The organism is Variovorax sp. KBS0712 (genome assembly GCF_006323185.2).
GTDB classification, from domain to species: domain Bacteria; phylum Pseudomonadota; class Gammaproteobacteria; order Burkholderiales; family Burkholderiaceae_C; genus Variovorax; species Variovorax boronicumulans.
Map to the genome: position 1 here is coordinate 2,334,871 of NZ_VCCD02000001.1, position 23,471 is coordinate 2,358,341.

General features: G+C 68.0%; 20 protein-coding genes and 1 pseudogene. 7 read left to right on the forward strand and 14 right to left on the reverse strand.

Annotation, left to right across the window (positions count from 1 at the left end; genetic code table 11):
- Positions 1-2 precede the first annotated feature (2 nt).
- The gene (locus FFI97_RS10765; RefSeq protein WP_070059427.1) at positions 3-1,016 is read right to left on the reverse strand and encodes a sugar ABC transporter substrate-binding protein; all 1,014 of its coding nucleotides are present in this window, start codon (positions 1,014-1,016) and stop codon (positions 3-5) included.
- A gap of 467 nt (positions 1,017-1,483) precedes the next feature.
- Here FFI97_RS10765 and aspT (FFI97_RS10770) point away from each other — a divergent pair, with 467 nt between their 5' ends.
- The 5 genes from aspT (FFI97_RS10770) to FFI97_RS10790 all read left to right on the forward strand — a co-directional run bounded on the left by aspT (FFI97_RS10770) (position 1,484) and on the right by FFI97_RS10790 (position 10,294).
- Positions 1,484-3,172 carry an aspartate-alanine antiporter gene (aspT, locus tag FFI97_RS10770; protein WP_139703835.1) on the forward strand — a complete coding sequence of 563 codons (1,689 nt, stop codon included), beginning with the start codon at positions 1,484-1,486 and terminating at the stop codon, positions 3,170-3,172.
- A gap of 73 nt (positions 3,173-3,245) precedes the next feature.
- The gene (aspT, locus tag FFI97_RS10775; RefSeq protein ID WP_062475727.1) at positions 3,246-4,934 is read left to right on the forward strand and encodes an aspartate-alanine antiporter; all 1,689 of its coding nucleotides are present in this window, start codon (positions 3,246-3,248) and stop codon (positions 4,932-4,934) included.
- A gap of 55 nt (positions 4,935-4,989) precedes the next feature.
- A complete protein-coding gene (locus FFI97_RS10780; protein ID WP_139703833.1) occupies positions 4,990-6,663 on the forward strand; it encodes a bifunctional aspartate transaminase/aspartate 4-decarboxylase in 1,674 nt (557 codons plus the stop codon).
- 87 nt (positions 6,664-6,750) lie between these two features.
- Positions 6,751-8,457 carry an Hsp70 family protein gene (locus FFI97_RS10785; protein WP_139703831.1) on the forward strand — a complete coding sequence of 569 codons (1,707 nt, stop codon included), beginning with the start codon at positions 6,751-6,753 and terminating at the stop codon, positions 8,455-8,457.
- 19 nt (positions 8,458-8,476) lie between these two features.
- On the forward strand, positions 8,477-10,294 hold the full coding sequence (locus FFI97_RS10790; RefSeq protein WP_139703829.1) for a TonB family protein: 1,818 nt from the start codon (positions 8,477-8,479) through the stop codon (positions 10,292-10,294).
- A 221-nt stretch (positions 10,295-10,515) separates the two neighbouring features.
- Here the strand turns inward: FFI97_RS10790 and FFI97_RS10795 are convergent, their stop codons facing one another.
- The 10 genes and pseudogenes from FFI97_RS10795 to FFI97_RS34305 form a co-directional block, all read right to left on the reverse strand.
- Entirely contained in the window at positions 10,516-12,681 is a 2,166-nt protein-coding gene (locus FFI97_RS10795) for a LamG-like jellyroll fold domain-containing protein (RefSeq protein WP_139703827.1), read from the reverse strand.
- A gap of 105 nt (positions 12,682-12,786) precedes the next feature.
- Positions 12,787-13,980 carry an MFS transporter gene (locus FFI97_RS10800; protein ID WP_139703824.1) on the reverse strand — a complete coding sequence of 398 codons (1,194 nt, stop codon included), beginning with the start codon at positions 13,978-13,980 and terminating at the stop codon, positions 12,787-12,789.
- Positions 13,980-15,092 (reverse strand): chorismate synthase, encoded by a 1,113-nt coding sequence (gene aroC, locus FFI97_RS10805; RefSeq protein WP_144004426.1) that lies wholly within the window; start codon positions 15,090-15,092, stop codon positions 13,980-13,982. Before aroC ends, FFI97_RS10800 begins: the two co-directional genes overlap by 1 nt.
- Before the next feature lie 33 nt (positions 15,093-15,125).
- The gene (locus tag FFI97_RS10810; RefSeq protein ID WP_056583411.1) at positions 15,126-15,311 is read right to left on the reverse strand and encodes a hypothetical protein; all 186 of its coding nucleotides are present in this window, start codon (positions 15,309-15,311) and stop codon (positions 15,126-15,128) included.
- A 54-nt stretch (positions 15,312-15,365) separates the two neighbouring features.
- Positions 15,366-16,949 carry an MFS transporter gene (locus tag FFI97_RS10815; RefSeq protein WP_139703820.1) on the reverse strand — a complete coding sequence of 528 codons (1,584 nt, stop codon included), beginning with the start codon at positions 16,947-16,949 and terminating at the stop codon, positions 15,366-15,368.
- Positions 16,946-17,314, reverse strand: coding sequence for a YciI family protein (locus FFI97_RS10820; RefSeq protein ID WP_095744823.1), 369 nt, complete (start codon positions 17,312-17,314; stop codon positions 16,946-16,948). The genes FFI97_RS10815 and FFI97_RS10820 overlap by 4 nt, the downstream gene beginning before the upstream one ends.
- Positions 17,311-17,691, reverse strand: coding sequence for a YciI family protein (locus tag FFI97_RS10825; RefSeq protein WP_139703818.1), 381 nt, complete (start codon positions 17,689-17,691; stop codon positions 17,311-17,313). Before FFI97_RS10825 ends, FFI97_RS10820 begins: the two co-directional genes overlap by 4 nt.
- Positions 17,692-17,763: 72 nt before the next feature.
- Positions 17,764-19,038: an RNA polymerase sigma factor gene (locus tag FFI97_RS10830; RefSeq protein WP_260684958.1), complete on the reverse strand. Its 1,275-nt coding sequence runs from the start codon at positions 19,036-19,038 to the stop codon at positions 17,764-17,766.
- Positions 19,035-19,517 carry an SRPBCC domain-containing protein gene (locus FFI97_RS10835; protein WP_313906269.1) on the reverse strand — a complete coding sequence of 161 codons (483 nt, stop codon included), beginning with the start codon at positions 19,515-19,517 and terminating at the stop codon, positions 19,035-19,037. Before FFI97_RS10835 ends, FFI97_RS10830 begins: the two co-directional genes overlap by 4 nt.
- A gap of 149 nt (positions 19,518-19,666) precedes the next feature.
- Positions 19,667-20,056: pseudogene (locus tag FFI97_RS34305) on the reverse strand (ArsR/SmtB family transcription factor); the annotation flags it as partial.
- Here FFI97_RS34305 and FFI97_RS10845 point away from each other — a divergent pair.
- Both FFI97_RS10845 and FFI97_RS10850 read left to right on the forward strand, forming a co-directional pair.
- Positions 19,953-20,375, forward strand: a complete 423-nt coding sequence (locus FFI97_RS10845) for a cupin domain-containing protein (protein ID WP_062475795.1) — start codon at positions 19,953-19,955, stop codon at positions 20,373-20,375. The pseudogene FFI97_RS34305 and the gene FFI97_RS10845 sit on opposite strands and share 104 nt — an antisense overlap.
- Positions 20,376-20,455: 80 nt before the next feature.
- Positions 20,456-21,373: a DUF2167 domain-containing protein gene (locus FFI97_RS10850; RefSeq protein WP_139703812.1), complete on the forward strand. Its 918-nt coding sequence runs from the start codon at positions 20,456-20,458 to the stop codon at positions 21,371-21,373.
- Between the two features lie 21 nt (positions 21,374-21,394).
- On the opposite strand, the gene FFI97_RS10855 is transcribed toward FFI97_RS10850, so the two are convergent.
- The 3 genes from FFI97_RS10855 to FFI97_RS10865 are packed head-to-tail and all read right to left on the reverse strand — an operon-like array spanning position 21,395 to position 23,469.
- The gene (locus tag FFI97_RS10855) at positions 21,395-22,153 is read right to left on the reverse strand and encodes an enoyl-CoA hydratase/isomerase family protein (RefSeq protein WP_260684959.1); all 759 of its coding nucleotides are present in this window, start codon (positions 22,151-22,153) and stop codon (positions 21,395-21,397) included.
- A 31-nt stretch (positions 22,154-22,184) separates the two neighbouring features.
- Positions 22,185-23,015 (reverse strand): SDR family NAD(P)-dependent oxidoreductase, encoded by an 831-nt coding sequence (locus FFI97_RS10860; protein WP_139703808.1) that lies wholly within the window; start codon positions 23,013-23,015, stop codon positions 22,185-22,187.
- A gap of 37 nt (positions 23,016-23,052) precedes the next feature.
- Entirely contained in the window at positions 23,053-23,469 is a 417-nt protein-coding gene (locus FFI97_RS10865) for a MaoC family dehydratase (RefSeq protein WP_095744817.1), read from the reverse strand.
- Between the last annotated feature and the right edge of the window lie 2 nt (positions 23,470-23,471).

Sequence of the window (23,471 nt, forward strand, 5' to 3'; positions counted from 1 at the left end):
GTTTACTTCTTGCCCCAGCACAGCTCGGTGCCGGTCTTGGTGTCCTTGCTGTCGACGCCGGCCACGCTCTTGCCGGCGATGAGCGTCACGCCGGTGTCGACGTAGCCCGAGGCCTTCTTGCCGGTCTTGGCGAATTCGACGCCTGCGGCCACGCCCATGGCGGCCATCTTCAGCGGGTACTGCTGCGAGGTCGCGGCGATGATGCCGGCGGCCGTGTCCTTGATGCCCTGGCAGCCGCCGTCGACCGAGACGATCATCACGCCCTTCTCCTTGCCCGCGCGCTTGAGCGCGTTGTAGGCACCGGCCGCGGCGGGCTCGTTGATGGTGTAGACCAGGTTCACGTCGGGCGCCTTCTGCAGGCAGTTCTCCATCACGGTCTGCGCCTTGGCCTGGTCGCCGAAGCTGTCGGCCATGCAGACGATCTCGGGCGACTTGGACAGCTCGTTCGACTTGGCGTCGTTGGCCGGCAGGCCGAAGCCCTTCATGAAGCCGTTGTGGCGCTGCGCACCCACCGGATGGCCCGGCAGCAGGTCGAGCGCGACGATCTTGGGCGTCTTGCCGGCCATCGCGGCCTTGGCGTATTCGCCGATGAGCACGCCAGCCGTGTAGTTGTTGGTGGCGAAGAGCGCGTCGGTGGCGTCCGGCGGATCGGCCGGGCTGTCGAGTGCGATCACCATGATGCCCTTGTCGCGCGCCTTCTTGATCGCCGGCACGATGGCCTTGGCGTCGCTGGGCGTGATGAGGATGGTCTTGGCGCCGGCGGCGATCATGTTTTCCATCGCGGTGATCTGGCCCGCGTTGTCGCCGTCGGCCTTTCCTGCCCCCGACAGCAGCTTGGCGCCGAGCTTCTTGGCCTCCTCCTGCGCGCCCTCTTTCATCTTCACGAAGAAGGGGTTGGTCTCGGTCTTGGTGACCAGGCCGATGACGGGCGGGTCGGCGGCCAGGGCCGTGGACGTGGCCGATGCGGCAAGGGCCAGGACGGCCAGGGCGGGAACGAAGCGCGGGCTGATGAACATGAGGTTGTCTCCTTCAGGGGGGCGGGCGCACAGCGCCTGCCGTGCTTGCTATGGAACCGGATGACGATCCGCCAACGAGCGGAAAGGCATTCGGACGAGGGGGACTATCGAGCAGTCGACCGACTAAATCAAGCCACTTGAGTTATCGAAAACCCGAGGCCGGGCAGGTTCGTGCGGTCAGAGCTGACTGCGACGGAGGATTCCGTGCAGCGCGTAATTTGTAATTCAAACGGCCTCGTTTCTATTGCCGCTCGCTCAATTCTTTTCTGATTTTGACAATTGTCATGGATGTTGATTTATCGTCATCGAAGATGCAAACAATCGGCAATTCGCAAAACGAAAAATAAAGTTTTCGCTGGAGCCCCACCACTCGCCAGCCGTTGATGCCAATGGATGCAGTGCTCCTTTTTTCGTTGCGATCCGCCGACCCGCTCGAATGAACAAATAACCCGGAGGGATCGCGGCACATGTTCGGCCAGCTTGTGGAAATACTCAGAAACAGTCCGGAGATCGCATTGTTTCTGGTGCTGTGCATTGGCTACGCGGTGGGCCAGATCCGCTTCGGGCCGATCCAGCTCGGCGGCATCTGCGGCACGCTGATTGCCGCGCTGGTGGTCGGCCAACTGGGCATCCGGCTCGACGACAGCGTGAAGAACGTGTTCTTCATGCTCTTCATCTTTGCGCTCGGCTACGCGGGCGGTCCGCAGTTCTTTGCCAACCTCGACGCCAAGGGCTTGCGGCTGGGCCTGCTGTGCCTGGTCGAGGTGGTGGTGGTGCTCGCGCTGGTGCTCGGCGCCACGGTGCTGCTGTCGCTCGACCGCGGCACGGCCGCCGGGCTGATGGCGGGCGCGGCCACCGAATCGGCCGTGGTGGGCACGGCGACCGACGCGATCTCGAAGCTGTCGCTCCCCGCCGCCGAGATCGCGCAGTTGCAGGCCAACGTGGTCACGGCCTACTCCATCACCTACGTGTTCGGGCTCATCGCCATCGTGGTGGTCACGAGCCAGGTGTTTCCGCTGCTGCTGCGCGTGAACCTGCGCGCCGAAGCCGACAAGCTCTGGAAGACCATGGGCGGCGGCGCCGACGATCCGGACGCCGCCAGCGCCACGCCCGAGATGGTCGGGCGCGTGTTCCGCGTCACCGTGGGCCGCGGCCGCTCGGTCGGAGAGCTGACGTCGATCCTCGGGCGGCAGGCCAGCATCGAGCGCGTGGTGCGCGACGGCCAGAGCCTCGCGGTCGAGCCCGGGCTGCACCTGCGCGTGGGCGACCAGGTGCTGGCCATCGGCCGGCGCAGCGCGCTCGTCAACGTGGGCGAGCTGCTGGGCCGCGAGTTCGCCGACACCACCGCCTTCGACACCGTGGTCGAGACCACCGAGGTCGTCGCCAACCGTCGCGAATGGTTCGGCCGTGGGCTGCGCATGCTGGAAAACGAGTTGCCGTCCGCCGTGCAGGTGATCGGCGTGGCGCGCGACGGCCACGCGATGCCGCTCGTGAACGCGCTGGTGCTGCAGCGCGGCGACGTGCTCAAGCTCTACGGCCCCGCGCCCGAGGTGGCGAGCGCCATCGCGCAGGTCGGCGACCGCGTGATCGCCTCCACGCGCAGCAACATCAGCTTCGCCGCCGCGGGCATCTTGCTGGGCGTGTTCATCGGCAGCTTCAGCGCGAAGCTCGGCGGCATTCCGTTTTCGCTCGGCACCGGCGGCGGCGCGCTGCTCACGGGGCTGGCCTTCGGCTGGTACCAGTCGAAGCACCCGCACCGCCTGAGCGTGCCGGCCGACGCGCTGGCGCTCATGAAGGACCTGGGCCTGGCCACCTTCATCGCCTGCGTGGGCCTGGCCTCGGGGCCGCAGGCGCTGGCCCTGGTCCAGAAGTTCGGCGTTGCGCTGCCGCTCGTGGGCATCGCCGTCGCGGTGGTGCCGGCCAGCATCTCGCTGTTCGTCGGCCACCGCCTGCTCAAGCTCGAGGCGCCGGTGCTGCTGGGCGCCATCGCTGGCCAGCAGTGCAGCACGCCCGCGCTCAGCGCCGTGCAGAACGCCGCGGGCAACGCCACGCCGCTGCTGGGCTACACGATCACCTACGCCATCTCGAACGTCGTGCTGCCGCTGATGGGCCCGCTGATTGTGGCCCTGGCCGGCCTGGTGCAGCACGCGAAATAAGACAACGACCCGAGGCGCTCCACGCCCTTTTCTTCTCTCTTCTTCTCATTGATGCCCTGAAAGGACTTCCTCTATGGAATGGCTGCATGAACTCTTCAAGAAGTCGCCCGAAATGGCGCTCTTCCTCTCGCTGGCTGTCGGCTACTGGATCGGCAAGATCAAGTTCGGCAAGTTCCAGCTCGGCGGCGTCGCCGGCTCGCTGCTGGTGGCGGTGATCGTGAGCCAGGTCGGCGTGCAGATCGACGGCGGCGTGAAGGCCGTGCTGTTCGCGCTGTTCATCTACGCCGTGGGCTTCGAGAGCGGGCCGCAGTTCTTCAGCTCGCTGGGCAAGCAATCGATCAAGGAGATCATCCTGGCCGCCGTGATGGCCGCCACCGGCCTGGCGACCGTGGTGGTCATGGCCAAATTGTTCGGGCTCGACAAGGGCCTGGCGGCGGGCGTGGCGGCCGGCGGCCTCACGCAGAGCGCCATCATCGGCACCGCGGGCGACGCCATCGGCAAGCTCGGCCTTGCCGCCGCTGAAACCGCGCGACTGCAGGGCAACGTGGCCATCGGCTATGCCGTGACCTACGTGTTCGGCTCGTTCGGCGCGATCATCGTGTGCGTCAACATCCTGCCCAAGCTCATGGGCCGCAGCATCCGCGACGACGCGATCGCGGCCGAGACCGCGATGCAGGCCGGCGTGAAGGTGCTCGGCCCCGACCAGGAAGAAGCCGCGCCCTCGCTGGTCGGGCGCATCTACCAGCTCACGAGCGATCCGCAGCGCACGGTGGCCGACATCGAGAACGCCAACCCGGCCACCACCATCACCATCGAGCGCGTGAAGCGCGACGGCAAGTTCGTCGAGGTCAGCCCCACGCTCGTGCTGCGCCAGGGCGACTACGTGCTCACCGTGGGCCGGCGCGATGCCGTGGTGGCGAGCGCGCCGCTGCTGGGCAAGGAGGTCGACGCCGTCGACGGCATGGAGCTGACGCTGAACAAGCGCGAGATCGTGCTCACCAACAAGGACTTCGGCGGCAAGACCGTCGACCAGATCCGCCAGGCCACCGCCGGCGGCGTGCGCCACGGCATCTTCGTGGTGCAACTCAGCCGCATGGGCCAGGTGCTGCCGATGAAGCCCGACACCGTCGTGCAGGTGGGCGACCTGGTGTCGATCTTCGGCGCCGAGCAGGACGTGAAGCGCGTCGCGTCCCTCGTCGGCGACGTGATCGTGCCCAGTGCCAAGACCGACTTCGTGTACCTGGGCGCGGGCCTGGTGGTGGGCCTGCTGGTCGGCCTGCTGAGCGTGAAGATCGGCGCCATTCCGCTGACGCTCGGCGCCGGCGGCGGCGCGCTGCTGTCGGGCCTGCTGTTCGGCTGGTACCGCGCGAAGAAGCAGACCTTCGGCGCGCTGCCGCCCAGTGCGGTGCAGCTGCTGAAAGACCTGGGCCTGGCGGGCTTCGTGGTCGTGGTCGGCCTGACGTCGGGCCTGCAGGCCGTGCAGACCATCAAGGAGCTGGGCCTGACCATCTTCGGCGTCGGCGTGGTCGTCACGCTCGTGCCGATGATCCTCACGATGCTGTTCGGTCGCTACGTGCTGCGCTACGACAACACGGCCGTCTTCGCGGGCGCGCTGAGCGGCTCGCGCAGCGCAAACCCCGCCTTCGGCGAAGTGCTGGGCAAGGCCGAGAACGCCATTCCCACCGTGCCCTTCGCCATCACCTACGCGCTGGCCAACGTGTTCCTCACGCTGCTGGGGCCGCTGATCGTGGCGCTGGTCTGAGCATCGCGCCTTCCCTTTTCTTTCTTCTTTCTTTTTATCAACCAAGGAGTACTCCATGGATTTCGGCGACGTGAAAAAGCTGGGCGGCCTGAGCCCGTTCGAACTGAAGGATGCGCTGATCCAGGTCGCACGACAGAGTGACCGGCTCATGCTCAACGCCGGCCGCGGCAACCCGAACTTTCTGGCCACCACCCCGCGCCACGGCTTCTTCCAGTTCGGCCTCTTTGCCATGACCGAGGCCGAGCGTTCGTACATCTACATGGCGGACGTGGGCGGCTTTCCGCAGCGCGAGGGCATCGAGGCGCGCTTCGAGCTCTTCGCCAAGTCGCACGAGGGCGAGCCCGGCGTGCGCTTCATCGAGGCCGCCGTGTCCTACGTGCGCGACCAGCTGGGCCTGTCGGCCGGCGACTTCATCTACGAGATGTGCGAGGCCATCCTGGGCTGCAACTACCCGGTGCCCGACCGCATGCTGCGCCTGACCGAGATCGTCGTGGGCCAATACATCCACAAGGAAATGATCGGCACCCACCCCTTCGTGGGCAAGTTCGACATGTACGCGGTGGAAGGCGGCACCGCCGCCATGACCTACCTGTTCAACAGCCTGCGCGAGAACCACCTGCTGTCGCCCGGCGACACCATCGCGCTGGGCATGCCGATCTTCACGCCCTACATCGAGATCCCGCACCTGAACGACTACCAGCTCATCGAGGCGCTGATCGACGCGCCGCCGGAGAACAACTGGCAGTTCACCAAGAAGGAGCTGCAGAAGCTGCTCGACCCGAAGGTCAAGGCCTTCTTCCTGTGCAACCCGAGCAACCCGCCCTCGGTGAAGATCAGCGACGAGGTGCTGGGTTACATCGCCGACATCGTGAAGCAGCGGCCCGATCTCATCATCCTCACGGACGACGTGTACGGCACCTTCGCCGACAACTTCCTGTCGCTGTTCGCGATCTGCCCGCAGAACACCATCCTGGTGTATTCATTCTCGAAGTACTTCGGCGCCACCGGCTGGCGCATGGGCGTGGTCGCCACGCACGAGGACAACATCCTCGACCGCAAGATCGCCGCCCTGCCCGAGGCCAAGCGCAAAGAGCTCGACGCGCGCTACAGCTCCATCACCACCGAGCCGCGCAAGCTGAAGTTCATCGACCGCCTCGTGGCCGACAGCCGCACCGTGGCACTGAACCACACGGCCGGCCTGTCGACCCCGGTGCAGGCGCAGATGGTGATGTTCTCGCTGTTCTGCCTCATGGACGAGGGCGAGACCTACAAGAAGTCGATGAAGCACATCGTCTCGCGCCGCAAGGAAGCGCTGTACCGCGAGCTCGGCCTGCCCCTGCCGCCCGACCCGAACTCGGTGAGCTACTACCACCTGCTCGACCTGCAGGACATCGCCACGCAGATGCACGGCGAGCGCTTCGGCAAGTGGATCCTCACGAAGCTGCAGCCGAATGAGGCGCTGTTCCGCATCGCCGCCGAAACCAGCATCGTGCTGCTGCCCGGTCGCGGCTTCGGCGGCAAGCACCCCTCGGGGCGGGTGTCGCTGGCCAACCTCAACGAGTACGACTACGCGAACATCGGGCGCTCGCTGCGCAAGATGGCGTCGGAGTACTTTGCGGTGTTCGAGAAGGAGGTGGGGGGCGGCAAGGTGGACAACGCGGGAAAGGCGGCCAAGGGCGGCGTAGGCAAGACCACTGTCGTTAAACCCGCAAAACGCGGAAAAAAGTAGCCTCGTTCCGCCCCTTGCGCGGCCCCGAAATGTATGCCTTTGACATACGATCAAAGGCATAAAAGAGGGATCGCAAAGGGGCGAGAAATGATCGTAGGCATTGACCTGGGCACGACCAACAGCCTGGTGGCGGTGTGGCGGGAAGGGAAGTCCGTTCTGATTCCCAACGGACTGGGCGAATACCTGACGCCGTCATGCGTCAGCCTCGACGAGGACGACACCGTGCTCGTCGGCAAGGCCGCCAGGGAACGGCTTCAGACGCATCCGGACCGCACCGCCGCCGTCTTCAAGCGCTACATGGGCAGCAACAAGACGGTGCGCCTGGGCAAGCGCAGCTTCAGGCCCGAAGAGCTTTCGGCACTGGTGCTGCGTTCACTCAAGGCCGATGCCGAGGCCATGCTGGGTGTACCGGTTCATGAAGCCGTCATCACCGTGCCCGCGTACTTTTCGGATGCGCAACGCAAAGCCACCCGTGCGGCGGGCGAACTCGCCGGCCTGAAGGTCGACCGGCTACTGAACGAGCCCACTGCCGCGGCACTCGCCTACGGCATGCACGACATGGGCGCCGAAACGCGCTTTCTGGTGTTCGATCTCGGCGGCGGCACTTTCGACGTATCGATCCTCGAAATGTTCGAGGGTGTGATGGAGGTGCGTGCGTCGGCGGGCGACAACTTCCTGGGCGGCGAGGACTTCGTCGAATCGCTGATCACCCTCTTCTTCGAACGCAACGCTCTGCCGACGAGCCTGCGCGCCGATGCCCACTTCATGCAACGCCTGGCCGCACAAGCCGAAGCGGCCAAGCGCCTCCTCAGCACCGAGCCCAGTGCCGAAATCAACGTGGCGCACGAGTCGGTGCAGCACCGCCTGCAGATCGATGAAACCACGCTCGAACAGGCCTGCGCGCACTTGCTCAAGCGCCTGCGCACACCGGTGGAACGCGCGCTGCGCGACGCCAACCTGCGTGCCGGCGAACTCGATGCAGTGGTGCTCGCAGGGGGTGCCACGCGCATGCCCGCGATCCGGCGGCTGGTGACCACGATGTTTGGTCGTTTCCCGTCGATCGACTTCAACCCGGACGAAGTCGTTGCACTGGGCGCGGCAGTGCAGGCGGGATTGAAGGCGCGGGACGCGGCGCTCAAGGAAGTGGTCATGACCGATGTCGCGCCCTATTCGCTCGGCGTGGCAGTGAGCCGCTGGCTCAGCGAGACCACCGCCACGCATGGGCATTTCGACCCCATCATCGAACGCAACAGCACCGTGCCTGTGAGCCGCTCCAAGAGCTACGTCCCCAACTCCGCCACCCAGACCTCGGTCGACCTGCACGTGTTCCAGGGAGAGTCGCGGATGGTGCGGGACAACGTGCACCTGGGAACGCTGCACGTGCCGCTGCCGCAGGGACCGGTGTCCGAGGCGGCGGTCGAAGTGCGCTTCACCTATGACGTCAACGGCCTGCTGCAGATCGAGGCCACGGTCCAGAAGACCCAGGAGACCTTCAGCCTGCTGATCGAAGGCAACCCGGGGCTGTTGAGCGAGACCGAGATCAAGGAGCGCCTGATGGCCTTGAGCGAACTCAAGATCCATCCGCGCGACCGCATGGAAAACCGCACGCTGCTGGCGCGCGGGGAGCGCATCTACCAGCAGCTGCGCGGCGACGTGCGGGAATCGCTCGGCATGTGCATTTCGGAGTTCGAGCGTGCGCTCGCCACGCAGGACAAGCGCGTCATCGCCCCAGCGCACCGCCAATTCCAGGAGCAGTTGCAGCAGATCGAACGCGACAGCCATCTGGCCGACTGAGCTGGGGAGCGACGACACCATGACCGAAGTCCCAGGCTTCCTGCTCGAACTCGGGCTGCGCCCGGATGCCGACGAGCGTGCGGTCCGGCGCGCCTATGCGGTCGAACTGAAGAAGATCGACCAGGAGACGCAAGCGGAGCGGTTCCAGCGGCTGCGAGAGGCATATGAAGCGGCGTTGTACTGGGCCCGGCATGTGCGGGAGGCAGAAGCAGCGCAGGAAATCCAGGCGGCGACGGCGAACGCACAGACGAGCGGGGACGTCGCGCAACCACAGCCCCAGCCTGTCACCGTCCCCGCTCCCGCGACGCACGACGAACACGCGCCCTCGCTGCCACCGGCCGCTGACGCCGATCGCACAGTGCCGCGCCATGACAGCGTGCGCGACATCATGGTCGCGCTCGACACCCGGCTGCAGGAAGACCCGCTGCAGACGGTCCGAGAAGCCACCGTGTTGCTGGAAGCCACGCTCGAAGACCCTCGCCTGCTCGACATGGACGCCCGCGTTCTCTTCGAGGCCAATATCGCCCACCTGCTCGCCTGCGGCTGGCGGCCGGGCCACGAGTACCTGTTCGAGGCGGCGCTCGTGGTCTTCGATTGGCGTACCGATTCGGCCAGGCTGCTGCGCTTGGGACAGGCCGGCCACGTGGTCGACCGCGCCATCGTCGAGCAAGACGCGCAGGCCCAGCAATCGCCAGCCGATCGCGATACGCAACGTCAATACCTGGAGCTGCTGCGCCACACCGCCGACCCCGGGCCGCAAGCCCTGGCGTTGGGCCTGGGGCGTGTAATGCACGCTGCCCATACCTATCCGACGTGGCTACGGCTGACGATGGACACGGCCAACATCGAACATTGGCGTGAACGCAATGCCGACCTCGCGCGCTCGACAGTGCAGAACCAGCCATCGATGGCGAGCGCGCACAGCGGTTCAATCTCCGCTTCCCAGATGACGGCATGGTTCGTGGCCTTTTGCGGGGCGGTGATACTGATCTTTCTGCTGAGGACAGTGGCCACCAGCGAGGGAAACCAGGGCACCGCGACAGCAAATTCGGCAGCAGGCCGCGCGGGGGCGGCGGCGATGGCGGAAGCGATACGCAAGCTGCCAACTTCGCAGTCTTCGCCGCCATCGCTCTCCGGGCTGCCGGACTCCAGCGCGAACGACGCAACAGCCCGTTGGCCAGCGCTGCAAGCACCCGCCAACGGGAAAACCGGCGCCAATGCCCCGAGCGCACAACGGCCGGCAGTCGAGCCCGACCCACCGGTGGCGCAATACACCAGGCAGCCCCATGTCGCCTACCCGACCATGTCCAAGCGGCTCGGCGAACAGGGCCGTGTGGTGCTCAAGGTCATGGTCCAGCCTACGGGGTCGGTCAGCGATGCCGCCGTGTTGCAAAGCTCCGGATTCGAGCGGCTCGATGCTGCGGCCATCGATGCCGTGCGAGGGTCCCAAGTCGTTCCGATGAAGAGCATGAACGGGCGCACCGTGGCGGCTTGGTACAAGGCCTCGATCAATTTCGTGTTGAGCGACGTCGCGTCGGGGTCAGCCACTTCAACGAGACCCGAGAGCAAGCGGAACTACGGCGACGCCGTGACCGCCGCCGTAAGACCCAACATCCTGTTCACCAAGGAGGTTCCAGGAAATCCGCTGGTCGAGTACACGCTGGACCTTGCGGCCGACGGCAAGATCCTTGCAGCGACCCTCTCCAGGGCCAGCGGCGTGCCCGAATGGGATGCCGCCGCGCTGCGTGCCATCCACAAGACTGGCCACATGCCGCTGACCGAGCAAGGCACGGTGCCGCCGAAGATGGTGCTGGGGCTGCGGCCCAAGGTTCAATGACACGCATCGCGCCGGGCATATCGCCCTCAACCCGCCGTACACCGTGAAATCGGCTTGCGCGTGCTGCGCAGGAAGCTGGCCAACCAAGCTTGCCGACCGGTCCTGGCCATCTGTTCGCTGCAGCGGTGGTTGCGCTGGGCGTTCGCGTCATCTGACGACGGCTGCCGACCGTCGCCGTTGAGACGCGCTTCCCGTGCCAACGGCGCAGGAAGCCAAGAAACTCAAGCCGCCCTGCGCGCCGTCAACCACTGCGACGGCGCCAGGGCCGCCGCCACCACGCGCACCTCGGCGATGTGGCCGAAGAAGCCGTCGGCGCGCGCACCGTCCCACGAGCCGCCGCCCACCACCCAGGGGGCGGTGGCCTTCAGCGTGGCCAGGCCCGGCACGGCCGCCGAGTTGCGCAGCACCGGGGCGCCCTCGACGTACATCGTAGTGTCGTGCGACACCGGGTCGTTGACGATGGCGATATGCACCCAGCGGTCGGCGAGCACCTCGCCCGACCAGTTGGCCTTGGCCGAACGCGTGCCCGTGGTGTTCGGCACCACCTCCCACTGCACCTCGCGCAGGCTCGAGATGGCGAAGAGCATCGGCGGCGATTCGCCGTCACCGCCGGTGTAGCCCGCGAGGTCGCCGCGGCGTCCGTCGCGCGTCATGATGTTCATCCACGCGTGCAGCTTGCTGGTCCAGCTCTTGTCGATCTTGACGAAGGCCTCGACGGTGTAGCCGTTGTCCAGCGTCTGTGCATTGATCGGCGCCGAGGCCTCGGTGAGGAAGTAGCTCATCCGCGCCTTGTTGGTGTTCAGGAAGCGCACCGAGCCCGGCGCGGCCGAGAGGCGGTGGCGGTCGTCGGTCCACACGACGTCGCCGTCGGCCGCGCCCACCACGCCGTTCTGGTTCAGGGCATCGCGGCGCAGCGGGTTCACGCCCGTCACATCCGCGATCACGGTGCCCGGCAGCACCGGCTGGTTCACCGCACCGCCGACGAAGCGCCAGTGCGCCAACGTGTTCGCGACCTTGGGGTAGTCCTCCGCATCGGCGGCGGGCCGCTGCACGGCGGCCTCCGGGTCCTTGTAGTTGGCCAGGATCAGCGCCTTCGCCTGCTCGACCAGCGACTGCTCGACCGTGGCCTCGCCCGCGGCAAAGCCCTTGTTGAAGCCGGCGAAGCGCTGCGCGAAATCCATCTCGATGGTGAACGCCTCGTTGGGCGTGGTGAGCACGGCCTGGTCGAAGGCGTTCAGCGTGGCGGCGGGCTTTTGCGGCACCCAGGGCGAGAACGACAGCACCTTGATCTGCTTGTTCGTCAGGTCGAACTCGTACAGGCGCATCAGGCCGTTGCCGCCCTGGTAGGCCATCTGGTAGTCGACCACCATCTCCTCGACCTTGTGGCCGAAGTCGTTGGTCTTCGTGAGGTGCGCGGCGCCGTGGTGGTGGCCGTTGAGCGTCATGAAGATCTGGTCGTTGTCGCGGATCAGCTTCTCCCACAGCATCTTGCCGTAGTCGGTTTCCAGCGGGCTGGTGCCGTCGGGCGCGATGTTGAGCAGCTGGTGGTTGACCAGGATCACGGGCAGCGTCGGGTTCTTCGCGATCACCTGCCGCGCCCACGCGATGCCCGCGTCGGACACGCGCCACGACAGCGACAGCACCATGAACTTCTGGCCCTGCGCCTCGAACACGTGGCATTCGTGGAAGCCGCTGGTGTCGCGCGCGCCGAAGGTGGCCTGCTTCTTCGCGCGCTCGGTGCCAAACCACTGCAGGTAAGGCTCGGCGGCCAGGTTGCGGGCGGCGTCGGTGCCGTTGACGGGGTCGACGCCGTAGTCGACGTCGTTCAGCACGTCGTGGTTGCCGGCCAGCACGCTGTAGGGCAGCTTCGCGTCTTCGAGCACCTTCATGGCCGCATCGGCCACCTTCCACTGGTCGGGCTTGCCGACCTGGTCGACCACGTCGCCGAGGTGGATGGTGAAGGGAATGTGCAGCGCCTTGGCGTTGGCGGCGATCCACTTCGTCTGCGCAGCGAAGGGCGCACTGCCGAAGCGCTTGTCGTACTGGTCGCTCTCGGCAGCGGTGGCGTAGCGCGCGTAGAACTGGGTGTCGGGCATCACGGCCAGCGCGAAGCTCGAACGCTTGCTCACGACAGGTTCTGGCGCGGGCGGGTTGGGCGCCGGTGCGGGAGCGGGCAGCGGGCCGAAGCCGGCGCTGCCGCCACCACCACCACCACCACCACCGCAGGCGGCGATGAGGGCGCTGCTGCCGCCGACGGTGAGCAGGGAGGCGCCGAGCTTGAGCATCTGCCGGCGTTGCGGGACGCGTTCGGTGTCGGGAGCGGAGGGGGAAGAAGACGGGGAAAGCGGAAGCGCGCGTGCGCCGCGCGGATCGACGGAATCGGACATGACAAGAGAAAACGTTGGGAAGCACCCAGCGTAGGTCGCGGCCGTGACTCGGTCATGTACGGCCCATGACACTTCGCCCCCGAAGCGCCCTCCCCTGAACCCGGCTCAGGCCTTGGCCGCGCGCCCCGACGGTTCGAGCACCACCATCCGCCACGCACACAACGTCCCCGCCACCGCCAGCAACGCCGCCAGCGCGAACATCGTGCGATAGCCCAGCTCCTGCGCCACCGCCCCGCCGAGCAGCACGCCCAGCACGCCGCCGAAGCCGTAGCCGATCACCGTGAACAGCGCCTGCCCGCGCCCGCGCAGGTGGCCGGGGAAGCGGCGCGACACCACGGCGATGCAGGCCGTGTGGTGCGCCGCGAAGCTCAGTGCATGCAGCCACTGCGCGATGACCAGCGCCGCGATGAAGCCGCCCAGCCCGGCCGTGAGGCCGAGCCGCGCCACGCCGGCGATGCCGCACACCAGCATCCAGCGCGGCATCGGCAACAGGCCGATGAGCCGGCCCTGCAGGAAGAACCAGACGATCTCGGCCACCACCGACAGCGCCCACAGCAGGCCGATGGTGCTCTTGCCGTAGCCGATCGAGTCGAGGTACAGCGAGAAGAACGCGTACACCGAGAAGTGCGACATCACCTGGAAGAACAGCGACGCGAAGAACCAGCGCACGGCGGGGATGCGCAGCACGGGGCCGATGGGCTCCTTCACGGCGTCGTGCGCGGCCGGCGGCTCGCGCAGGTCGGGCAGCTTCATGGTCGCGAGCAGCACCACGGCCAGCGTGCCGGCGGCCCAGTACGGGAAGTGCTTCATGCCGAAGCGCTCGAACCACTCGCCCGCGACGAACACGGTGACCAAAAAACCGGCCGAACCGCACAGGCGGATGCGCCCGTAACGCCCCCAGTCGCCCGCGACGATCTGCGCCATGGCCGCTTCGGTGAGCGACATCATCGAGCTGGTGTGCGTGAACATCACGAGCAGCACCAGCGCGAGCCACCAGGCGCCGCCATGCCACCACAGGCCGAAGGAGCTGGCCAACGCCACCGCGGCGCTGAAGCGCAGCAGCTTCACGCGCTGGCCGGTGTGGTCGCTGAGCGCACCCCAGGCATAGGGCGCGAAGACGCGCGTGATCGATTGCACCGAGGCCAGCAGGCTGATCGTGAAGATCGGCAGGCCCAGGTCCTTGAGCCACAGCGGCAGGTACGGATTGAAGAAGCCGATGTGCGCGAAGTAGCTGGCCGACAGGCCAGCGAATGCCAACAGGTGGCCGCGCCCCGCGGCCACAGGTGGCGCGGTGGACACTACAGGAAAGACGACTGCGGCGACGCAGCTTCGCTCTTCTCGACGGGCGGGTTCACGTCGCCGCACTGCGCGCGGTTGCGCAGCACGTGCTCCATCACCACCAGCGCGAGCATGGCTTCGGCGATGGGCGTGGCGCGGATGCCCACGCAGGGGTCGTGGCGGCCCTTGGTGATGACTTCGACGGGGTTGTTGTTCACGTCGATGGACTGGCGCGGGCTGATGATCGAGCTGGTGGGCTTGATCGCGATGCTCACCTCGAGGTCTTGCCCCGAGCTGATGCCGCCCAAAATACCGCCGGCGTTGTTGCTGAGAAAACCGGTCGGCGTGATCGAGTCGCCGTGCGTGGTGCCGCGCTGCGTGATGCTGTCGAAGCCGGCGCCAATTTCCACGGCCTTCACGGCGTTGATGCCCATCATGGCGTAGGCGATCTCGGCGTCGAGCTTGTCGAACAGCGGCTCGCCCAGGCCCACGGGCACGTTCGTGGCGGTGACGCGGATGCGCGCGCCGCACGAGTCGCCGGCCTTGCGCAGGCGGTCCATGTAGTCCTCCAGCGCGCTCACGTCGGCGATGGGGGCGAAGAAGGGGTTGTTCGGGACGTGGTCCCAGCTCTCGAAGGGAATGGCGATCTCGCCGATCTGCGTCATGCAGCCGCGGAACACCATCCCGTATTTTTCGGCCAGCCACTTCTTGGCGACGGCGCCGGCCGCGACCATGGGCGCGGTGAGGCGTGCCGAGGAGCGCCCGCCGCCGCGCGGGTCGCGGATGCCGTATTTCTTCCAGTAGGTGAAGTCGGCGTGGCCGGGGCGGAACTGCTGGGCGATCTGCCCGTAGTCCTTGCTGCGCTGGTCGGTGTTCTGGATCAGCAGCGCGATGGGTGTGCCGGTGGTCTTGCCCTCGTACACGCCGGACAGGATCTGCACCGCGTCAGGCTCGTTGCGCTGGGTGACGTGGCGGCTGGTGCCGGGGCGCCGGCGGTCGAGGTCGCCCTGGATGTCGGCCTCGCTCAGGGCCATGCCCGGGGGGCAGCCGTCGATCACGCAGCCGATGGCCGGGCCGTGCGACTCGCCGAAATTGGTGACCGCGAAGAGAGTTCCGAAGGTGTTGCCGCTCATGGCGGGGATTATCCCCACAAAGCAGCAGCCGACTCAGTCGGTGGTGTTTTCCATGCGCTTGGCGAGCACGCCGAGCTGCAGCTCGATGCTGAACAACCGCTCGTTCAGCACCGCCGTCTGCAGCCGGATCGCCTCGACGATGGCCTTGGTCTGCGGGTCGGAGGTGCTGTCGGACAGTTCCGCCAGGTCATGCAGCTTCTTGCGCAGTTCGTTGCTCATGGGGCCTCCGTTCGGTCGTGGGATGCGTCGTGGAAGCCCCAGTATGGAGGCTCGTCAACGCTCCGGCAATGCGGCGCCGCCCGGGGGTACGGCGACCTCTTCCGCATGCGACGCGCCCACGCTGCGCAGCCGCACCGCCACCAGCACGCCGACGAACAGCAACACCACGGCGCACAGGCCGGCCACCAGCCGCAGGGCGCGCAGCAGCGCGTCGCGCCCGGCGTCGAGCAGCGCGGCGCCGGTGGTACCGGGCAGTTCCCCGGCCAGCGCGACCGCTCCGCCCAGCGTGCTGCGGGCGGCTTCGACCGCGGCCGCACCGGCCAGCCCGGCCGGCACGGCGTCGGCCATGGTCGCGCGGTAGATCGCCGCACCGACGCTGCCGAGGATGGCGATGCCCAGCGCCCCGCCGAACTCGGAGCTGGTCTCCGAGATGGCCGAGGCCACGCCCGCGCGCTCCGGCGGCGCGCTGCCCACGACCAGGTCGGTGGCCAGGGTGAACACCGGCGCCAGGCCGAGCGAAGAGATGACCGCGCTCGTCACCATCCAGGCCAGCCCGCCCTGCGCGGGCAGCAGCACCAGCATGCCGAAGCCCAGCGCCGCCACGCCCAGCCCGCCGCCCATCACGTAGGCCGGGCACAGGCGCCGCGTGAGCGCGGGCACGATCATCGAACCGACGATGAAGGCGCCGGCGCCCGGCATGCTCCACAGGCCCGCTTCCAGCGGCGGCAGGCCGAGCACGAGCTGCAGGTACTGGGCGTTGTACAGAAAGAGCCCGAACATCACGAAGCAGGCCAGCATGTAGGCCCCCAGCGAGACGCTGAAGGCCGGCAGCCTGAACAGGCGCAGGTCGATCATCGGGTTGGCCAGCCGCCCCTGCCGGCGCGCGAACAGCCAGCCCAGCAGCGCACCGGCCGCGATGGCCAGCAGCGACACCGCGTCGGGCCCGTGCTCGGCCACCTGCTTGATGCCGTAGATGGCCGCCAGCACGGAGCCCAGCGAGAGCGCCACGCTGGCCAGGTCGAGCGCGCCCGCGTCGGGATCGCGGTACTCGGGCAAGAGCCACGGCCCGAGCGCCAGCAGCAGCATCATCACCGGCACGCCGATGAGGAACACCGAGCCCCACGGAAAGAACTGCAGCAGCACGCCGCCCAGCACCGGGCCGATGACGGCGCCGGCCGAGTAGCTCGAAATCCACACGCCGATGGCCACGGTGCGTTGCGCCGGGTCGAGGAACATGTTGCGGATCAGCGAGAGCGTGGACGGCGCCAGCGTCGCCCCCGCCACGCCCAGCAGCGCGCGCGTGGCGATCAGCATGTTGGCGCTGGTCGAGAAGGCCGCGAGCACCGAGGCCACGCCGAACGCCACCGCGCCGATCAGCAGCAGCCGGCGCCGCCCGATGCGGTCGCCCAGCGTGCCCATGGTGACCAGCAGGCCGGCCACGAAGAAGCCGTAGATGTCGACGATCCACAGCAGCTGCGAGGCGGTGGGCTTGAGGTCTTCGCTGATCGACGGGATCGCCAGGTTCAGCACCGTGAGGTCCATCGAATAGAGCATGCACGGCAGCGCGATGACCGCCAGCCCGGTCCATTCGCGCGCCGTGGCGCGGGCGGGTGCCGCCCGGTCGAGTGCGCCGCTCATGGGCCGGCTCCGCTGTCGCTTGCCGACCAGGCCTTGCGCACCTCGATGCTGCTCAAGCGCGCCGAGGGAATGCCGGCCGCGAGCTGCAGCGCTTCTTCTTCGCTGTCGGCCTCGACCAGGTAGAAGCCGCCCAGCTGCTCGCTGGTTTCAGCGAACGGCCCGTCGGTGACCGAGAGTTTGTCGTTGCGCATGCGCACCGTGACCGCCGTGCCGGCCGGCTGCAAGGCCTCGGCCACGACGAGCTTGCCGAGCGCCTGCAGGTGGGCGTCGTAGTCGATGTGTTCGTTGATGTAGTGGTCCATGTCCTGCGCCGAGAAGTGGCTCGTCTGCGCGTCGGTTCCGTAGATCAGGCAAAGGTATCTCATGCGGCATTCCCCTCGGGGTTTTCGATCATTTCCATGACGTCGATGGGACGCACCTCGATGGCGCCGTAGCGCGCCATCGGAATGCGGCCCGCCAGCTGGATCGCGGCGTTCAAGTCGCGCGCCTCGACCAGGATGAAGCCGCACAGCTGCTCGCGCGCTTCGGCGTACGGGCCGTCGACGTGCGAGCGTTGGCCTTGGCGCACCTGCACGACCTTGGCGGCGCGCACCGGGCTCAGCGCCTCGGCGGCGATGAAGTGGCCGGCGGCTTCGAGCAGGCGGTCGTAGGCCATCGAGTCGGCATTGAGCGCACGACGCTCGTCGGGCGGCAGCGCGCGAAGCACCGCTTCGTCGCAGTGAACGAGGCAGAGGTATTTCATGCGGAATCTCCTTGCAGATGTGAGTGAGGACATCACTGGTCGAACGGCGACGGCCGGAATCGACAAGGGCTGTCAAAAATTTTTCGTGTCCGGCAGCGAGACCAGCTGCCGCTCCAGGAACTGCCGCTCGGGCTGCTGGCGGACCAGCGACAGTGCCTGCAGATAAGCCTCACGCGCGTCATCGGTACGGCCCAGGCGCCGGCACAGTTCGGCGCGCGCGCCATGCGCCAGGTGGTACTTCGCCAGCTCGCCGCGCGCGAGCAGCGCGTCGATCAGCGCGAGCCCCGCAGCCGGCCCGTCGCGCATCGCCACGGCCGCCGCGCGGTTGAGCTCGGCCACGGGCGAGGGGTCGAGCCGCAGCAGCACGTCGTACAGGCCGACGATCTGCGGCCAGTCGGTGGCGGCGGCCTCGGGTGCTTCGGCGTGCACCGCGGCGATGGCGGCCTGCAAGGTGTACGGGCCGAAGCGGCGCGACAGCAGCGCGCGCTCGACCAGCGCCGCGCCCTCCCCGATCTGTTCGCGGTGCCACAGGCTGCGGTCCTGCGCGTCGAGCAGCACGAGCTCGCCCTGCGCCGACGTGCGCGCGGCGCGGCGCGCGTCGTGCAGCAGCATCAGCGCGAGCAGGCCCAGCGCCTCGGGGTCGGGCAGCAGCTCGGCCACCAGCCGGCCAAGGCGGATCGCCTCGGCCGAGAGGTCGGCGCGCGTCACGCTCTGGCCCGACGAGGCCGCATAGCCTTCGTTGAACACGAGGTACACCACGCGCAGCACGGCATCGAGCCGTTCGGGCAGTTCGGCCAGGCCCGGCACCTGGTACGGAATGCCCGCATCGCGGATGCGCGCCTTGGCCCGCACGATGCGCTGCGCGATGGTGGGCGCGGGCACGAGGAAGGCGCGCGCGATCTCCTCGGTCGCCAGCCCGCAGACCTCGCGCAGCGTGAGCGCCACCTGGGCGTCGGGCGCGAGCGCGGGGTGGCAGCAGGTGAAGACCAGGCGCAGGCGGTCGTCCTCGAGCGCGTCGGCATCGGGATCGGCCTCGTGCCAGGCGGGCGCGGGGTCGGCCAGCGTGTCGGTGTGGGCGGTGGCGTCGTCCCACGCGGTGAAGCGCGCCTGCCGGCGGAGGCCGTCGATCGACTTGAAGCGCCCCGCCGACACCAGCCAGGCGCGCGGGTTGGCCGGCACGCCTTCGCGCGGCCATTGCTCGAGCGCGGCGCGAAAGGCGTCGTGCAGGGCTTCTTCGGCCAGGTCGAAATCGCCCAGCAACCGCACCAGCGTGGCGAAGATACGGCGCGAATCGCTGCGGTAGATCGCGTCGAGCGTGTCGGCGATCGCCGTCGGTTGTTCGGTCACCCGGTGTCGCCGCCGGCCAGCCAACTTTCGAGCTTGACGAGCGAGCCGGTCCAGCCATGGTTGTGGCCGTCGCGCGCCGCTTCATCGAAGAACTGCTGGTGCATGAGCACGAGCTCGCAGCCGCCCGCATCGGGCTCGAGTTGCACGGTGACACGCGACTCGCGCTCGGGCGTGCTGCGCCAGGCCCAGCTGAAGACCAGCCGGCGCTCGGGCACGACCTCCAGGTAGGTGCCGCTCACGTCGTGCGTCTCGCCGTCGGCCGCCAACATGGTCACGCGAAAGCGCCCGCCCACGCGCAGGTCGACCTCGGCCAGCGGCACGTCGACGATTTCCTCGGGGCCGAACCAGTGCTTCAGCGCTTGCGGGTCGGTCCACGCGCGCCAGACTTTGGCGGGGCTGACGCGGAAGTGCCGGCGGAGCGTGAGCGAGGGGCGATCGGTGCCGGGGCCGGCGGTGTCGCCGGGGGAAGGTTTCGCCATTCGGTGTCCTCCTGGTGGTAGAGAAAGCGCGCCAGTGCATCGAGGCGGCCGGTCCAGAACTTCTCATAGCGCGAGAGCCACACGGCGGCCTCCTGCATCGGGCCCGGCGACAGCTCGCAGCGCACGACGCGGCCCGCCTTCGTGCGCGAGATGAGGCCAGCGCCTTCGAGCACGCGCAGGTGCTTCATGAAGCCGGTCAGCGACATGCCGTGCGGTTCGGCGAGCTCGGTCACGCTGAGGCCGCCCTCGCCCAGCGCTTCGAGCACGCTGCGGCGGGTCGGGTCGGACAGGGCCGCAAACACGGCGTCCAGGGCATCTGAGTGAACCATGCGGTTGAGTATCTGGAGCGACCCGCGGGCCGTCAAGCCATGGGCCTCGCTCAGGAACGGTTTATGCATGCTGCGCCGCAGCATCATCCCCCGCGAAGGAGCGCCCATGCTGGACCGAACCGCCACCCAGTTCTCCCACGTCAAGCCCGGTGACACCGAATACGTCTCGGGCGGGTTGCGAGACTTCTTCCTGTACCGCGACCTCGGCATCGCGGCCGCCACGCACGGCAAGGTGATCGCGCACCTGGTCAAGGCCAACATGGCACCGGAAGCGGGCACCGGCTGGCACCGCCACGAGGCGGACTTCCAGATCGTCATCATGCTCAAGGGCTGGGCGCGCTTCATGTACGAGGACAAGGAGACGCGCGTCGAGGCCGGCGACGTGGTGCACCAGCGCCCCGGCATCCGCCACTTTCTCTTCGACTACTCGCCCGACATGGAGTACCTGGAGATCGTCTCGCCGGCCGACTTCAAGAGCATCGACGTCGAGCCCGTGTGCGAAATTCCGCCGCCCACGCCCTGGCCCTGAAACCCACGGCCAGCGCGGCTTCGCGCGCCGATAAACTCCTCGCGTCTCACCAGAAACGACAACAACCGAGGAGAGAGAACTTGCGTATTCATACTGCCCGCCTGACGGCCGGCTTGCTGTTCGCGTGCGCCCTGACGGCCACCAACCTCAGCAACGCCGCATCCCCCACCACTGCCCCCACAGCCTCGACCGCGAGCTCGCTCGAAGCTGAGCAGGAAGCCGCTTTCAAGGCCGCCAAGGCCGTGCAGAAAGCCGGCCCCGCCGACATCACGCTGCGCGACCAGGCCCACCTGAAGCTGCCCGCCGGCTACGTCTGGGTGCCCACACCCGCCGCCGCGCAGCTCATGCGCAGCATGGGCAACCGCACCGATGACACCTTCATCGGCGCCATCTTCCCCGCCGATGACGGCGACTGGATGGCGGTCGTGAAGTTCGTGAAAGAGGGCTACATCAAGGATGACGACGCCAAGGACTGGAACGCCGACGAACTGCTCACGAGCCTGAAGGAAGGCACCGAGGCCGCGAACGAGGAGCGCGCCAAGCGCGGCATCCCGGGCATCGAGGTCACGGGCTGGGCGCAGAAGCCGCAGTACGACGCCGCGACGCACCGGCTGGTGTGGTCGGCCCTGTCGAAGAAGAAGGGCAGCGACGGCGGCAACCCCGGCGTCAACTACAACACCTACGCGCTGGGCCGCGAGGGCTACCTGAGCCTGAACCTCATCACCAACGCGAACGACCTCGAGAAGTACAAGCCCGACGCCACCAAGCTGCTCGGCGCGCTGCAGTACGACGACGGCAAGAAGTACGCGGACTTCAACGCATCGACCGACAAGGTCGCCGCCTACGGCCTGGCCGCGCTGGTGGCCGGCGCGGCCGCGAAGAAGCTGGGCCTGTTCGCCGTCGCCCTCGCCTTCCTGGCCAAGTTCGCGAAGGTCGCCGTGGTGGCGGGCGGCGCCGCGCTGTGGGGCCTCACGAAGCTCTTCAAGAAGAAGAGCTGAGCCTGCGGCAGCCCGCCGCGCTCAGCGGCCCGAGAAGCGCGGCGCGCGCTTCTCGGTGAAGGCCTTCACGCCTTCGCGCCCATCCGCGCTGCCCGCGCGTCGGCGCAGCAGGCGGTGTTCCATCTCGAAGTGTTCTTCGATCGGGCGCGCGGTGGCACCACCGCACAGCGCCTTGATGCCCGCGAACGATGCGGTGGCACCGTTCGCCAGCCGCGTCACCAGCGCTTCGGCAGCATCCGCCAACTCGGCGTCCGGGTACAGCGCATCGACCGCACCCGCCGCCAGACAGCGCGCGCCGTCGATCGGGTCGCTCAGCATCAGCCACTGCTGCGCGCGCACCGGCCCGATGCGCCGCGACAGGAAATACGAACTCCCCGCGTCCGGCGACAGCCCGATGGCCGCGTAGCCGGTGCGCAGCTTCATCGACTCGATGGCGAGCACGAAATCGCCGCACAGCGCCAGCCCCACGCCGGCGCCGCCGACCGTGCCGTTCACCGCCACCACCAGCGGCGCCGGGTTCTGGGCCAGCCGCAGCAGCGCGGGATGCAGCCGGTCGAGGATGGCGTCGACCAGCTCGGGCAGCTTGTCGCCGGCCGCCACGAAGCTGTCGATGTCGCCGCCCGCGCAGAACACACGGCCCTCGCCAGTCAGCAGGATGGCGCGCGGCACCGCTTCGAGCACCTCGTCGATGGCCCGCGCCAGCGCGTGGCTGCTTGCGAGCGACACCGAGTTGGCGCGTTCGGGCCGCTTCAGCACGATGCGGCCGATGCCGTCCTGCACGCCCCAGGCAATGCCTTCTTCGAACTGAATCTCAGATCCCCGTGAGCCCGCCAGTGCACATGAGCGTCTGGCCGCTCACGTAGTCCGACTCGGGCGCGCACAGCAGGTACACCGCGCCGGCCGCCTCTTCGGGCGTGCCGCCGCGGCCGAGCGGGATCGACTGTTCCATCATCGCCAGCAGGCCGGGGTTGACGCCGACCTTGATCTCGCGCCCCTCGATGTTCGCGGTGGTGGCCTCGGCCGTGCTGGCCGTGAGCCGCGTCTGGATGAAGCCGAAGGCCACGCAGTTCACCGTGACGTTCATGCGGCCCCACTCCTTGGCCAGCGTCTGCGTCATGCCGACGATGCCGGCCTTGGCGGTCGAATAGTTGGCCTGCCCCGCATTGCCGAAGAGCCCGGCCACCGACGAGATGTTGACCACCTTGCGCACCACGCGCCGGCCCGCGTCGCCCTCGGCCTTGGCCAGCGCACGGATCACGGGCTGCGCCGCGCGCAGGATGCGAAACGGCGCCGTCAGGTGCACGTCGATCATGGCGTACCACTGCTCGTCGGTCATCTTCTGCACCACGCTGTCCCAGGTGTAGCCGGCGTTGTTGACGATGATGTCCAGGCCCTTGAACTCGTTCACCGCCGTGCCGACGAAGCGCTCGGCGAAGTCCGGCGCCGACACGCTGCCGACGCAGGCCACGGCCTGGCCGCCCGCGGCGCGGATGGCTTGCACGGTCTCCTCGGCCGGTTCCGCGTCGAGGTCGTTGACGACGACGCGTGCGCCTTCGCTGGCGAGCTTCAGGGCGATCGCGCGGCCGATGCCGCGGCCCGAGCCGGTGATGAGGGCGACCTTGCCTTCGAGTTTGGGTGTCATGTCTCTTCTCTCTTCTTTCTTTGGTTCGTTCAAGGGGTCAGCGCAGCGCCACCAGCGCCTCGCCCGCGATGCGCGTCTGTCCGTGCTGGTTGGCGCTGAGCACTTCCACGCGCACGCAGCGTTCGCCACCCAGTTCCAGCTTCTCGACCACGCGGCCGGTGCAGCGCACGGCATGGCCCAGGTGCGTGATGCCCTGGAAGCGCACGTCGAAGCGGCGCAGCTGCGCCTGCGGCACCCACTGCGTGAGCAGCCGGCCGAGCCAGGCCATGCCCAGCATGCCCTGCGCAAACACGTCGGGCATGCCGGCCTTGCGCGCGAAGTCGGTGTCGATGTGGATCGGGTTGTGGTCGCCCGAGGCGCCCGCGAAGAGCGCAAGCGTGGTGCGGTTCACCGGCGGGAGTTGCAGCGCGGGAAGTTCGTCGCCGACCTGGACGGTGTCGTAGCGGAGGGTCATCG

Excerpts from the sequence above, each read along its gene's own strand:
- FFI97_RS10765 (WP_070059427.1), bottom strand. The coding sequence starts at position 1,016 with ATGTTCATCAGCCCGCGCTTCGTTCCCGCCCTGGCCGTCCTGGCCCTT.
- aspT (WP_139703835.1), top strand. The coding sequence starts at position 1,484 with ATGTTCGGCCAGCTTGTGGAAATACTCAGAAACAGTCCGGAGATCGCA.
- aspT (WP_062475727.1), top strand. The coding sequence starts at position 3,246 with ATGGAATGGCTGCATGAACTCTTCAAGAAGTCGCCCGAAATGGCGCTC.
- FFI97_RS10780 (WP_139703833.1), top strand. The coding sequence starts at position 4,990 with ATGGATTTCGGCGACGTGAAAAAGCTGGGCGGCCTGAGCCCGTTCGAA.
- FFI97_RS10785 (WP_139703831.1), top strand. The coding sequence starts at position 6,751 with ATGATCGTAGGCATTGACCTGGGCACGACCAACAGCCTGGTGGCGGTG.
- FFI97_RS10790 (WP_139703829.1), top strand. The coding sequence starts at position 8,477 with ATGACCGAAGTCCCAGGCTTCCTGCTCGAACTCGGGCTGCGCCCGGAT.
- FFI97_RS10795 (WP_139703827.1), bottom strand. The coding sequence starts at position 12,681 with ATGTCCGATTCCGTCGATCCGCGCGGCGCACGCGCGCTTCCGCTTTCC.
- aroC (WP_144004426.1), bottom strand. The coding sequence starts at position 15,092 with ATGAGCGGCAACACCTTCGGAACTCTCTTCGCGGTCACCAATTTCGGC.
- FFI97_RS10810 (WP_056583411.1), bottom strand. The coding sequence starts at position 15,311 with ATGAGCAACGAACTGCGCAAGAAGCTGCATGACCTGGCGGAACTGTCC.
- FFI97_RS10815 (WP_139703820.1), bottom strand. The coding sequence starts at position 16,949 with ATGAGCGGCGCACTCGACCGGGCGGCACCCGCCCGCGCCACGGCGCGC.
- FFI97_RS10820 (WP_095744823.1), bottom strand. The coding sequence starts at position 17,314 with ATGAGATACCTTTGCCTGATCTACGGAACCGACGCGCAGACGAGCCAC.
- FFI97_RS10825 (WP_139703818.1), bottom strand. The coding sequence starts at position 17,691 with ATGAAATACCTCTGCCTCGTTCACTGCGACGAAGCGGTGCTTCGCGCG.
- FFI97_RS10835 (WP_313906269.1), bottom strand. The coding sequence starts at position 19,517 with ATGGCGAAACCTTCCCCCGGCGACACCGCCGGCCCCGGCACCGATCGC.
- FFI97_RS10845 (WP_062475795.1), top strand. The coding sequence starts at position 19,953 with ATGCTGGACCGAACCGCCACCCAGTTCTCCCACGTCAAGCCCGGTGAC.
- FFI97_RS10860 (WP_139703808.1), bottom strand. The coding sequence starts at position 23,015 with ATGACACCCAAACTCGAAGGCAAGGTCGCCCTCATCACCGGCTCGGGC.
- FFI97_RS10865 (WP_095744817.1), bottom strand. The coding sequence starts at position 23,469 with ATGACCCTCCGCTACGACACCGTCCAGGTCGGCGACGAACTTCCCGCG.